The organism is Mesorhizobium loti R88b (assembly GCF_013170845.1).
Lineage (GTDB): Bacteria > Pseudomonadota > Alphaproteobacteria > Rhizobiales > Rhizobiaceae > Mesorhizobium > Mesorhizobium loti_B.
In genome coordinates, this window is the sequence record NZ_CP033367.1 from 3,882,104 (window position 1) to 3,895,023 (window position 12,920).

12 protein-coding genes are annotated in these 12,920 nt (G+C 61.7%); 11 read left to right on the forward strand and 1 reads right to left on the reverse strand.

All coding sequences use genetic code 11. The features are described from left to right. The first annotated feature begins 22 nt into the window (after positions 1-22). The 9 genes from EB235_RS18915 (at position 23) to EB235_RS18955 (ending at position 10,050) form a co-directional block, all read left to right on the forward strand. Positions 23-472, forward strand: a complete 450-nt coding sequence (locus EB235_RS18915; protein WP_027029498.1) for an EamA family transporter — start codon at positions 23-25, stop codon at positions 470-472. Then, positions 469-1,476 (forward strand): NAD-dependent epimerase/dehydratase family protein, encoded by a 1,008-nt coding sequence (locus EB235_RS18920; protein ID WP_027029497.1) that lies wholly within the window; start codon positions 469-471, stop codon positions 1,474-1,476. The genes EB235_RS18915 and EB235_RS18920 overlap by 4 nt, the downstream gene beginning before the upstream one ends. 104 nt (positions 1,477-1,580) lie before the next feature. Next, positions 1,581-3,011, forward strand: coding sequence for an aspartate aminotransferase family protein (locus tag EB235_RS18925; protein ID WP_245268953.1), 1,431 nt, complete (start codon positions 1,581-1,583; stop codon positions 3,009-3,011). A 17-nt stretch (positions 3,012-3,028) separates the two neighbouring features. Beyond that, positions 3,029-4,261, forward strand: coding sequence for a glycosyltransferase 87 family protein (locus EB235_RS18930; RefSeq protein ID WP_027029495.1), 1,233 nt, complete (start codon positions 3,029-3,031; stop codon positions 4,259-4,261). Beyond that, the gene (locus tag EB235_RS18935; protein ID WP_027029494.1) at positions 4,258-5,016 is read left to right on the forward strand and encodes an FkbM family methyltransferase; all 759 of its coding nucleotides are present in this window, start codon (positions 4,258-4,260) and stop codon (positions 5,014-5,016) included. The genes EB235_RS18930 and EB235_RS18935 overlap by 4 nt, the downstream gene beginning before the upstream one ends. A gap of 161 nt (positions 5,017-5,177) precedes the next feature. After that, the gene (locus tag EB235_RS18940; protein ID WP_027029493.1) at positions 5,178-7,739 is read left to right on the forward strand and encodes a GcvT family protein; all 2,562 of its coding nucleotides are present in this window, start codon (positions 5,178-5,180) and stop codon (positions 7,737-7,739) included. A gap of 109 nt (positions 7,740-7,848) precedes the next feature. Next, a complete protein-coding gene (locus EB235_RS18945; RefSeq protein ID WP_155256292.1) occupies positions 7,849-8,667 on the forward strand; it encodes a site-2 protease family protein in 819 nt (272 codons plus the stop codon). Positions 8,668-8,772: 105 nt separating this feature from the next. Further along, complete coding sequence (locus EB235_RS18950; RefSeq protein WP_027029491.1) at positions 8,773-9,621, forward strand: DUF1194 domain-containing protein; 849 nt, start codon at positions 8,773-8,775, stop codon at positions 9,619-9,621. 87 nt (positions 9,622-9,708) lie between these two features. Further along, entirely contained in the window at positions 9,709-10,050 is a 342-nt protein-coding gene (locus EB235_RS18955; RefSeq protein WP_027029490.1) for a peptidase inhibitor family I36 protein, read from the forward strand. Positions 10,051-10,071: 21 nt separating this feature from the next. Here the strand turns inward: EB235_RS18955 and EB235_RS18960 are convergent, their stop codons facing one another. Continuing rightward, positions 10,072-10,920: a hypothetical protein gene (locus EB235_RS18960; protein ID WP_027029489.1), complete on the reverse strand. Its 849-nt coding sequence runs from the start codon at positions 10,918-10,920 to the stop codon at positions 10,072-10,074. A 91-nt stretch (positions 10,921-11,011) separates the two neighbouring features. Here EB235_RS18960 and EB235_RS18965 point away from each other — a divergent pair, with 91 nt between their 5' ends. Together EB235_RS18965 and EB235_RS18970 are read left to right on the forward strand one after the other, a co-directional pair. Beyond that, positions 11,012-11,806, forward strand: coding sequence for a class I SAM-dependent methyltransferase (locus tag EB235_RS18965; RefSeq protein WP_027029488.1), 795 nt, complete (start codon positions 11,012-11,014; stop codon positions 11,804-11,806). A gap of 106 nt (positions 11,807-11,912) precedes the next feature. Next, positions 11,913-12,863, forward strand: a complete 951-nt coding sequence (locus EB235_RS18970; protein ID WP_027029487.1) for an ABC transporter substrate-binding protein — start codon at positions 11,913-11,915, stop codon at positions 12,861-12,863. Positions 12,864-12,920: the final 57 nt, after the last annotated feature.

The window sequence follows — 12,920 nt, forward strand, 5'->3', positions numbered from 1 at the left end:
GGTGCGGGGTGGGTGAGCAGGCATGAAATATATCGTCTTCATTCTCTTTACGGTCATGACCAATGCCGCTGCGCAGCTGATGCTCAAGCAAGGCATGATGTCGCTTGGCCCGATCTCGTTCGAGGGCGTCAATCCGCTCCTCAAGCTGCTGCAGATCGTCTTCAGCCCCTGGGTGTTCCTTGGCCTCTGCACCTTCGTGATTTCCATGGCCTCGCACCTCTATGTGCTGTCCAAGGTCGAGCTTTCCTTCGCCTATCCCTTCCTCAGCCTCGCCTATGTCGCCGTCGCCATCTTCGCCTATTTCGTCTTCCGCGAAGATCTCAATGGCTGGCGCATCGCCGGCATCGCCTTCATCTGCGTCGGCACCGTGCTGATCGCCCAGAGTGGTCGGGATTTGGGTGGGCGCGTGCATGAAGACCAGACCGCTTCCATCACGCCCGACAAGATCCCTGCAAACGAGACCGTTCGATGAGACATGTGATTTTCGGCGGTGACGGCTTCGTCGGCCGTCATCTTGCCCCGAAGCTTGTGGCCGATGGCGAAGACATTGTCGTTGCCGACGTCGTCAAGAGCGACCTTGCGCACTATCGCAACGTCCGCTTCATCAAGTGCGACGTCACCGATCCGGCGTCGGTCGCTGCGGTCGGGCTCAAGGCCGACGACGTGGTCTACAATCTGTCGGCCAAGATGCTGTCGCCGATCCAGGTGCGAGCCAAGCGGCACGACTTCTTCTTTCCGGTCAATTTCCATGGCACCGAGCACATCATGCAGGCCATGGACAAGGCTGGTGCACTAAGGCTCGTCCACTACACGACCGACATGATCTACGGCCACACGGTCACCCAGCCGATGACCGAAGAGCATCCGGTCGCACCGCTCGGCGAGTATGGCTGGTCGAAGCAGAAGACCGAGGAGCTGGCCGCGCAATGGCGCAAGCGCGGCATGTCGATCTCGCTGTTTCGCCCGCGCCTGATCATCGGGCCCGGCCGCCTCGGCATTCTCGAAAAACTGTTCAAGTTGATCGACTGGAACCTTCCGGTGCCGATGATCGGTTCGGGCCGCAACCCCTATCAGTTCATCTCGGTGTTCGACTGCGCCGAGGCCGCCCGTGCGGCCTGGAAGGCCGGCGTGCCCAACGAGGCCTATAATCTCGGCTCGCTCAACCCGCCGCCGGTGAAGAAATTGCTCGGCGATTTGATCCGGCATGCCGGTTCGAAATCGCTGCTGATCCAGACACCCGGATGGGCTGTCAAGCGCACGCTCGACCTGCTCGACCTCTTGAACAGGCCGATCATGGATCCGGAACAATATCTGATCGCCGACGAGGAGTGTGTGCTCGACGTCTCCAAGGCCGAGCGTCAGCTTGGCTGGGTGCCGCAATATCGCGACGAGGACATGCTGATCGCCGCCTACAGCGAATACCGCGCCAAGAAGGCCGGTCCCGCTGTGGCCACCAAACATGTGCCTGCCGAATAGCGGGCCTGCCAAACAGTTTTATGGCGCACGACGCTGGTCGTAGGCGCGCACAGGAGATTGAAATGACCGTCATGGCCAAGCCCGAACAGACGAATGTGCGCACCATGGTCAGCGCGCCGGCGCTGTCGCCCGTCACCATCGCCAAACCCGATCTGATCAGCGTCGAGCAGGCGAAGGCGATGGATGTCGCCCGCATGACCGATCTGTTCAAGGCGCACCTCAATCCGGGCCAGCTGCATTTCATGAAGCTGCTCGGCTTCCACAAGATCAAGGTCGAGCGCGCCGAGGGCATGTTCTACATCGACCAGAACGGCCGCAAGATCCTCGATTTCTTTGGCGGCTTCGGTTCGCTGGCCTTCGGTCACAACCATCCGCGCATCCTCGAAGCGCGCAAGAAGTTCCAGGAAGAGAAGCGCCAGGAAATCGCCATCGCCTTCATGTCGCAATATGCGGCGGCCCTTGCGCACAACATCGCCAAATGCTCTCCCGGCGATCTCGACATGGTGTTTTTGGGTTCGTCCGGCTCGGAGGCGATGGAAGCGGCGGTGAAGCTTGCCGAACGCGCCGCCGGCCCGAAGCGGCCCAAAATCGTCTATGCCGAGAATTCCTTCCACGGCAAGACCAAGGGCGTGCTCGGCATCACCGACGGCCAGCTCTATCGCGCCGACTTCAAGATGGCGGAAAACACGGTCCGCATTCCGTTCGGCGACATCGAGGCGGTCGAGCGCCTGTTCCGCAGCGATCCGGAGGTCGGCGTCATTGTGCTTGAAACCATCCAGGGTGGTGGCGGCATCATCCAGGCCCCGGCGCAATACTGGCAGAAGCTGCGGGCGCTGTGCGACCAGTTTGGCGTGCTGTGGGTGGCCGACGAAGTGCAGTGCGGCTATGGCCGCTCGGGCCGCTTTTATGCCTTCGAACATTACGGCGTCGTTCCGGATGTGACGGCGCTGGCCAAGTCGCTCGGCGCGGGCAAGGCGGCGGTCGGCGCGATGATTGCGCGCCGCGAGGTCTACATGAAGGCCTATGGCACGCCGAAGACGGCGATGATCCATGCCATGGCAACCTTCGGCGGCATGGGCGAGGCCTGCGTCACCGCGATCGAGGGTATCAACGTGCTCTATGACGAGGCGCTGATCGACAACGCTGCCGTCACGGGCGACTATTTGCTGCAACGCCTGCAAGCGCTGAAGGACAAGTACCCCAAGATCATCAAGGATGTGCGCGGCAAGGGCTTCATGGTCGGCCTGGAGTTTCACGACTTCTCGCAGACCTTGCCGATGGTGCTGCGCCCGATCGTCAGCGTGCTCGACGACAAGCTGAAGGGTTCGCTGTCCGGTTTCGTCGGCGCGCTGTTGCTGCGCGATTACGATGTGCTCGTCGCCTTCACCGAATACAACCGCAACGTCATCCGGCTCGAGCCGCCGCTGATCTGCCAGCGCGAGCATGTCGACCGCTTCGTCGATGCCTTCGACAGCCTGCTGTCGCGCGGCATCGTGTCGATCGTGAAGGATTTCGTCAAAAGCCAGGTCCGTTAAAAGAGGTTCGCTGAGCAATGCTGACCAAGTCTCCCGCTCCGCAAAACCCGCTCGACCGGCTCATCGCGTCCGGCCTGGTTTGGGGCGAGGGAACCTATGCGCGGCTGGCAGTGCCGATCGGCGCGGCGGCCTTCGCACTCTACATTCTTCTGACGGCATTCACGGCCTGGGTGATGCCTGATGCCAACTGGGACATGCTGCCCTATCTCGCAATATCGGAGGAAGGCACCTATCCCGATGCGCAGGCGCTGCATGACTATGCCTACAGCACTATCAAATCAGGCGTGTCGGCTGGCGACTACAAGACCCTCACCGACGATGGCGGCGGCTTCCGCAGCCACATGACGGAAAATGCCGCCGACTTCCATTCGCTGCTCGGCATGTACCGGATCAAGTTCCTCTATGCCGAGATCCTGTCGACGCTGAGCGCGGTGATGTCGCCGGTCGAGGCGATGCACTTGGTGCAGGTATTTTCGGTGCTGCTGTTCGGCGCAATCACTTTGCTCTGGCTGCGCACGGAAAAGGCATTGGCGCTGGCGCCAGTGGTCGGCGCGGTGCTGATCATGGCCGATTTCGGCGATGCGGCGCGTGCCTCTACGCCGGATCTGCTAACGTCAGCGCTGCTGCTCGGCGGGCTCTACGCCTATATCAGGGGCCGCGAGGTGGCGACGGCGATCCTGCTCTTCCTTGCCTTCATGGTGCGGCCGGACAATATCGTTTTCCTTGCGGTTTTCGCCGTGCTGCTGGTCACTTTCCGGCAGAAGGCCTGGGGTATGCTGGCCGGCTTTGCCGCGTCCTTCGTCGCCTATTTCGCCATTTCCCACTGGGCCCATCATCCCGGCTGGTGGCCGCATCTGTGGTTCTCCAGCATCGAGCAGCACTACAATATGGACGGGTTCGAGCCGGCGTTCTCGGTCACCGCCTATCTCAGGGCGTTCGCCACCTCGCTGCTGCGCGCCGTCAGCCTGAACAGCTGGGTCGGCGTCTCGGTGCTGGCGCTGGCCGGCTGGTTTGCAGCCGGCCGGGCCGGCTTCCGCCTCGACCGCCGTGCCGCCATATTGTTCGCCGCACTGCTGCTCGGCGCCCTGGCGAAGTTCACGGTCTTCCCTATCCACGACACGCGCATTTATTTCCCACACCTGATCCCGCTCTTCCTGCTGCTGGCGACGCCCTTCATGGCACTGTGGACAGCCGTGGCGCGCGGTCAGCATCGCGCCGCCTTTCAAATCATTCCCGGAGACAAGCCATGAGTTCGCTATCCAACTTGGCACGCATCGCCTTGTCGCTCGGTCTTCCCTCAGGCCTGCTCGATCGCGGGCCTTCGCTGCGCGGCACGAAATTTCTGGCCAAGGCGGCGCTGAAAGCGCGCTTCGGCGGATCAGGGCAGCCGTTCCAGATGGTCAATGTCGGCGCCTGCGATGGCGCGCTGTTCGACGACGTTACGCCATGGCTGCACAGGATTCCTGGTGCCCGCGCCATGCTGGTCGAGCCGATCCCGTACAATCAGAAGCGGCTGCGCGCCAACTATCCCGACACGGACCGCTTTATCATCGAGCCGGTGGCGGTCACTAAGACAAAGGGCACGATCACCGTCCACACCTTCGATGCCGCAGCACTCGAGGCCGGCACGCTGTCGATCGAATTCATCGGATGCTCCTCGGTCACCGACACCAACCTGATGTCGGGCAAGAATGCCTGGGGTGAGGCTGATGCCAACTTCAACAAATTCGCGCCGCACCTGAAAGACATCGAGGTGCCGTCGGAGACGCTGCAATCATTGCTCGACCGCAACGGCATCACCCATATCGATGCCTTCCTCGTCGATTGCGAGGGGGCCGACTGGATCGTCTTCGAACAGCTCGATCTGAAACGCTACCGTCCGGGCATGATCAAGGTCGAGGTCGGCGCGCTGCCGGCCCCGGAGATCGGCCAGGTCGTGGTCAAGCTGAAGACGGCGGGCTACCAGGTCGGCTTCCAGGCCGAGGATATCTGGGCCTTCGCCTGAGACTGCTCGTGTTCCAGCTAAATCCGCATCAGCCAAGGCCAGGGACATGAAGCATTCCGCCGTCTGGTCGCTCGGCTTTTTACCAATGTCGCAAACAGGCTTCATCAGGCCTGTCGCTCCGCCCTATAGTCCGCCCGCAAAACGCTTTGGAGTCGCGGGCAATGGCAGAGTTTCCGAAAAAGGCGAAGGTCGTCATCATTGGCCTCGGCGGTATCGTCGGCGCATCGATCGCCCATCATCTGATCGAACGCGGATGGGATGACATCGTCGGCATCGACAAGTCGGGCATCCCGACCGACATCGGCTCGACCGCGCACGCCTCCGACTTCTGCTACACGACCAGCCATGATTTCCTGTCCTGCTGGACGACGCTCTATTCCATCGATTTCTACGAGAAGATGGGTCACTACGCGCGCATCGGTGGCCTTGAAGTGGCCCGCGTCGGCGACGACGGCCGCATGGACGAGATCAAGCGCAAGATCGCCTCGGCAAAGGCTTTTGGAACACGCGCGCGCCTGATCGAACCGGCCGAGATCAAGGAAAAATTCCCGCTCATCGAAGAGGGGATGGTGCAGGGCGGCCTTTGGGATCCGGATGCAGGCCTGGTCATCCCGCGCTCGCAGACCGTTGCCGGCAAGCTGGTCGACCAGGCGGAAGCGTCGGGCAAGCTGAAATCCTTCGCCAACACGTCGGCCAGGTCGCTTGTCGTCAAGGACGGCCGCATCACTGGTGTCGTGACCGATCGCGGCACGATCGAGGCCGATTACGTCATCGTCTGTGCCGGCATCTGGGGCCGGCTGATCGCGGAAATGGTCGGCGAAGATCTGCCCGTCATGCCGATCGACCATCCGCTGACCTTCTTCGGGCCGTACAATGAGTTTGCCGGCACCGGCAAGGAGATCGGCTGGCCGCTGCTGCGCGACCAGGGCAACTCGGCCTATATGCGCGACACCGGCGATCCCAAGACCGCCGAGGGCGGCCAGATCGAATGGGGCTATTACGAAGAAAACAACCCGCGCCTTTGCCATCCGCGCGATCTCCTCGAAAAGCATGAGGCGCGGCTGTCGCCCTCGCAGCGCGACCTCGACATGGAGCAGATCCTGGCGCCGCTCGAACGCGCCATGGAACTGACGCCGATCCTGGGCGAGCTCGGCTACAACGAAAGCCATTCCTTCAACGGCCTCTTGCAGGTGACCGCCGATGGCGGCCCGTCGATGGGCGAGAGCCAGAAGGTGAGGGGTCTCTGGTATGCCGTCGCCATCTGGGTCAAGGACGGCCCCGGCATGGGCAAGTTGATCGCCGACTGGATGACGGATGGCCGCACCGCGATCGACCATCACGCCATCGACTATGCGCGCTTCTATCCGCACCAGACGAAGGAGCAGTTCATCTGGGATCGCTGCACCGAGACGGCGATGAAGGTCTACAATCCGGCTGTGCATCCCCGCGAACCGTTCTCCAAGGGCCGCAACGTCAGGCGCTCGCCGTTCTGGGAACGCGAAAAGGAACTTGGCGGCTATTTCATGGAACTGGGCGGCTGGGAACGCGCCCATGGCTATGCTGCTAACGAACACCTGCTGGAGAAGTATGGCAACCGGGTTCCCGTTCGTGAGAACGAATGGGACAACCGCCATTTCTGGCGCGTCTCCAATGCCGAGCATCTGGCGATGAGCGAGGATTGCGGCATCGTCAATCTCTCGCACTTCTCGATGTATGACATCGAGGGACCCGACCATGTCGCACTGCTGGAGTGGCTGTGCGCGGCCAAGGTCGGCGGCGACAACAACATCGGCAAGGGCATCTACACCCACTTCCTCGACGAGGAGGGCATGGTGCGCGCCGACTTCACCGTCATCCGCATGGCTGACCGCTGCCGTCTGATCGACGGCGCCGATGCCGGTCCGCGCGACTTCCGCTACATGCAGCGCACCGCGCAGGACAAAGGCTTCGACGTCACCATCACCGATGTGACGGAAAAATACGTCACCATCGGCATCTGGGGTCCGAACGCGCGCGCGACGCTGCAGAAGGTCGTCGAGAATCCGGATGGCCTGTCGCTGGAGAACTTCCCGTTCGCGGCAATCAAACCGGTCAGGATCGGCGGCAAGGACGTCACCGCTTTCCGCATTTCCTATGTCGGCGAGCAGGGCTGGGAACTGCATATGCGCTACGAGGACGGCCTCGCCGTCTGGGATGCGCTGCGCTCGACCGGCGTGATGCCGTTCGGTGTGGAGACCTATGCCAATACGCGGCGCATGGAAAAGAGCCTGCGGCTGCAGAACGCCGACCTTCTGACCGAGTACAATCTGCTCGAAGCCGACCTCGCGCGTCCGAAGGTCAAGGAGAATGATTTCTGCGGCAAGGCCAAGCATGTCGAGTACCGCGCGCGTGAGCACCAGCCGGCGACGTTGTGTACGCTGGTGATGACGGAAAACACCGATTCCAAGGGTGTGGCGCGTTATCCGGTCGGCATCATGCCGGTGCTGGATCCCACCACCGGAGAGACGCTGGTCGACGAGCTCGGCCGCCGCTCCTTCACCACATCGGTCGCCTATGGCCCGACGATCGGCAAGAACATCGCGCTTGCCTATCTGCCGCACGCCTATGCGCAGGAAGGCCGCAAGCTCAACGTCGAGTATTTCGGCGAGACCTATCCGGTTGAAGTCGCCGGCGTCGGCTACAAGCCGCTCTACGACCCGGAGAATCTCAAGCCGCGCAGCTGATCGCCCGGCGGAGCAACGGACGGATCGCAAAAGCCTGGCTTCGAGCCGGGCTTTTGTCTTTTTAAGAGGATGATTCTCGCTTACCGTCGAGACGGGCGGAGTGAGGCACTTGCAACGGTTCAGCTGGGACAAGAAGAACGATGCGTTCGTGTTCACGACCAGCGGAAACGTTCCCGTTCGTGTCCGTTGGACCTTTGCTGTTCCAATTATCTTGCCTTTTCTGCATGAGTGGTCGACGCGGCCGATGGACGCCCTGATCCATACGTTCGTATTTGCCGTGCTGTTCTTCGTGTCGGTGTTTTTGCATGAACTGGCGCATGTATGGGCAGCGCGCCGACAAGGCATCGGAACCGAGAGAATAGAACTCTATCTCTTTGGCGGGCTTGCTTACTTCAAGCAGGGCGTAGCCTCGTCGCGTGGTTGGGCATGGATCGCATTTGCGGGTCCATTGGCGAACATCGTTTTGGCGGCGGGGCTCGCTGCTTCCTACTATCTCCTCGTGGCGCAGCTGCCCGTTGAGGTGCATAGTCTCTTCAATTCGCCACCTCCAAGGCCGGTCAACCTTCTGGAATGGATGCTTTGGATCGGCGCTTTGCTGAACGCGGCGCTCTTTGTATTCAACATTCTCCCCGCCTATCCCCTCGATGGCAGCATGATTGCGCAGCATCTGCTTGCACGACGCTTCGGAAGCGGCACAGCAGCGCGGATTGTCGGCTTCTGTGGCGTCGTCCTCTCGATTTTGCGTTTTGTAGTGATCCTTGCCGCTGCCATTTCAGGCGTCCTGCTATGGCTTCCGCCAGCGTTCAAGCCAAATTGGCGAGCGTTTCGCGGCACAGGCAAGAAGAAATCCAATCCGCCGCGCCCGGCAGTCGAGGCCAACGATGACGTGGAGTGGCGCGGCAAGGGCGGATGGCCGATCAACAAATGATATCCGTGCGGCCTAGCCGCTGTTAAGCTCAGTCGTGACGGATGCGAAACCGACTCCTCGGGCTTTTTTCTTTGCCACGAAGAGATTCTCGCTTACCCTTGCGGCATGTCTGCTTTCGCCCGCGCAAGACATTTCCTTTCCGGCTGCGCCGCGCTGGCGCTGATGCTCTGGCTGGCGCCGGGATCCCGCGCCGACGAGCCGGTCGATGTCGAGCTGGTGCTGGCGGTCGACGTTTCGCTGTCGATGTCGGCGGACGAACTCGAGATCCAGCGCCATGGCTACGCCGCGGCGCTGACGCATGACAATGTGCTTCAGGCGATCGCCGATGGCGCCTATGGTAAGATCGCCGTCACTTATGTCGAATGGGCCGGCACCACCTGGCAGAAGGTCATCGTGCCGTGGACGGTGATTGCCAGCCGGGCCGATGCGGAAAAAGTGGTGGCGCAGCTCGATGCCCATCCTCCCGACAGCGCGCGGCGTACGTCGATCTCCGGGGCGATGGAGTTCGGTGCGGACCTGTTCGCCGAAAGTGGCTACCAGGGGACCAAGCGGGTGATCGACATTTCTGGCGACGGACCCAACAACCAGGGCGCGCCGGTCAATCTCACCCGCGACGGCGTGGTCAGGCAAGGCATCATCATCAACGGCCTGCCGCTGATGACCCGAGGCGGATTGTCCGGCGCCTACGACGTCAACAATCTCGACCGCTACTACAGCGACTGTGTGATCGGCGGCCCGGGAGCCTTCATGATCCCGGTCAACGACTGGACGCAATTTCCCGAAGCCATACGCCGCAAGCTGGTGCTGGAACTCGCCGGTCCCGCGTCGCCGCAATGGGCGGCGGAGGAGGCGGATCATCCGCCAGTGGTGCTGGCTCAGGACAAGCCCTCCAGCGATTGTCAGATCGGCGAGAAGATGTGGCGCAACCGCGGTGGGATACCCGACAGCCGCTAGGCTCTTCTTGCGGCCGCAGCATTGGCAAACTGGCTGGATCGCGCTATCCAGCCGCTGGGGGCCGCGGTCCAACCGAGGAAACATCAGATGAAACGCCTTGCCATCCTGACGGCTATCGCGTCCGTGCTTTTTGCCGACGGCGCCAGCGCCCAATACAACGATCAGCCTGCCTGCGTCATGTTCGAGCACGCGAATTTTCGCGGGCGCTCGATCGAGATGCAGGCCGACGATTCGGTCAGTTTTCGCGGCGGCCAGTTCTGGAATGACCGCGTGTCGTCGGTCTTCGTTCGCCGCGGCTGCAGCCTCGCTGCCTATGAGGATACGCGAATGGGCGGCCGTTCGATCGAAATCAGGCGCAGGGCCCGTGAGCTCGGAGGCGACTGGAACGACCGCATCTCATCGGCCGAGTGCGTCTGCGACGGATACTAGTCCCTGGCAGGCCGGAGCTATTCACCTAAGCGCGGTTCGGATCATTGTTTCGAACCCGCTGGCCATGCCTGTGGGCGACGCGACTTCGCCCGCCGACCTGGGGACCCTTCCCGGCGTCTTGTTGGCGTCCATCAGGTAGGATTTGCCGTCGTGAACCGCAAAATCGAACTTGCCATAGTCAAACCCCAACTCCTCGCGGCGACGGCGCAGGTCATCAGGGACAGCACAAGGCTCGCTGCGGAAAACGCCGGGGCCTTTGACCATGGAACCGCGTGAAACAAAACGGCCGCAGAAATCATAGCCGCCACAAAAGACCCAGAAGCGCAGGGCGAAGCCATCTTCCACGACTTCGGGCAGGAACCGTTCGACAAGGAAGTCCGGATCCGCGAAGAAATCCGCGGGCACATCCGACGCCCGATCGAACAGCTGGTAGTCCCTCATGGCTCTTGCGGCGGGAAAGGGCGCCGGCTTGCCTGCGCGCCGGGCCCGGCGATTAAGACGCTCTTCCGGCACGCCTCCGCTGTTCAGCACAGGTTTGACGATGACCGGTCCCGTCCAGCCATCACCAGGCACGACCCTTGCCTGACTGATCCGTCCCTTGGAGATATCGGACACAGCAAGATTGAGGCATAGCGGAAAGCTGCGTCCATAGTCGACATAGGCTGGGTCGACGTACGTGGCGTCGATGTGAAGGACCGCGACATCTCCCTTCATCCTGTTCGATGGTCCCTGCGCGACCGTCCACGAGTGGCCGCGCATGCGCAGGTCTTCGAGAATTGCGTGGATCATATAGCCGCTGTCGGATCGCCGAAAAAACTTTCGCTCGATCAGTCGATCGTACTCGTGCGTGATCACCACGATGTGCGCCATTCGGCCCCCCGGCCATCTTTCACTTCAGACGGTGATAATATACTGGAATCCGCCGGGGCAAAGTGCTTAGCACGACAAGGGGGCGAGGGGCATGTCCGACCTGTGGGCCAATCTGTTCCGTACATGGGATCTCATAAAGGCGCCGCTGCGGCCTCCCGCCGATGTCGTCGACGTTATGAAACGCCTGATCGATACAGACCGCGCCGAGATGGCTCTGCTTGGCGTCACGCCGGAATTGGCAAGGCTCGGCAAGTCCTTGGTGGCGATAGACGCCAACCCGCATATGATCGGCGCGTTGTGGATCGGCGATAGCGCGACCCGCAAGGTGGTTCTGGGAAACTGGCTCGATCTTCCATTGCTGGACAACAGCATCGACGCAATTGTCGGCGACGGTTGTCTTTCGGCCGTGACGAGCGAGGCTCAGCGGCTTCGGTGCCTGGAGGAAATGGCCAGGGTGCTGAGACCGGGTGGCCGGGCGGCCATCCGGCTTTTTGCGCGCCCGGCCGTGACCGAGCCGCTCGATGCAATAAGGGCCGATGCGTTGGGCGGCAGGATCAAGGCGCTGGCCGAGATCGTCCTGCGGGCCGCGCTGTCGCTTCCTGCCGCGGCGCCCGACTATGGGTTGAAGATGTCCGCCGTTCTGGACGCCATCAACGAGATGTTCGGTGACCGGAAGGAATTAATGGCGGCAGGCGCATGGGAGCAGGATGCCTTCGCTTTCATCGACCTGTATCAGGGGTCCGATACGATATGCTGCTGGCTGAACGAGGCGATCCACGTGGCGGAGGCTGCACGTTACTTTGCCGATGTCCGTCTCGTGCCAAGCGGTACCTACCCGGTCGCCGATCGCTGTCCGATCCTTCTGCTTGGCTCGCCGCACCGGTAGCGAAAGTCTCGCACGGTTCTTGGAATGGAACACGTTCCTGTTGATTGACAAGCCGATTGGCGTCTGTGAGACAATTCTCCCGAGATAAAACAAAAGGGGAACTCATATGAACAGGATCGCCGTTTTTGCCGCAACTTTGACGCTTGCCGCCGGTCTGTCCGCGCCGGTGATGGCCGCCACATCGGTCACCATCGGCATCAGCGGCTGGACCGGCTTCGCGCCGCTGACGCTTGCCAAGCAGGCAGGCCTCTTCGAGAAGCATGGGCTCGACGTGACGTTGAAGAAGGTGCCGCAGGCCAGCCGTCCGCTCGCCATTGCCAGCGGCGACCTGCAATGCGCCGCCACCACGGTCGAAACCTGGCTGGTGTGGAACGCCAGCGGGGTGACCACCAAGCAGATCTTCCAGCTCGACAAATCCTATGGCGCCGACGGTATTGTCGCCCGCAACGACATCAAGACCGTCGCCGATCTCAAGGGCAAGAACGTCGCCTCCTCGGCGCCGGGCACGTCGCCCTATTTCATGCTGGCCTGGGTGCTGAACAAGGCCGGCATGTCGACGAAGGATGTGACCGTCGTCAACCTTGAGCCGGACGCGGCGGCGCAGGCCTTCCTTGCCGGGCAGAACGATGCAGCGGTCACCTATGAGCCATTCATCTCGGCGGTGCGCGACAAGTCCGATCAGGGGCACATCCTGGCCACCACACTCGACTACCCGATGGTGCTCGACACGGTCGGCTGCACGCCCGAATTCCTCAAGGCCAATCCCGACGCCGCCAAGGCGCTGGCCGACAGCTATTTCGAAGCGCTCGACCTGATCAAGAAGGATCCGCAGAAATCCTACGAGATCATGGGCGCCGACGTGAAACAGTCGGCCAAGGAATTCGAGGATTCTGCCAAGTATCTGAAATGGGCTGATAAGGCCGATAACAAGCAGTTCTTCACCAAGGAATTCCAGGATTTCTCCAAGACCGCCGGCGATCTGCTGCTGCAGATGGGGCTGATCAAGGAAGCACCAGATGTCACCACGCTGGCCGACACCAGCGCGGTGGCGAACTGACAGTCTCACCTTTGCCCATCAAGCGGCGGCGCCTGGCGCCGCCGCTTCCCGCTGACA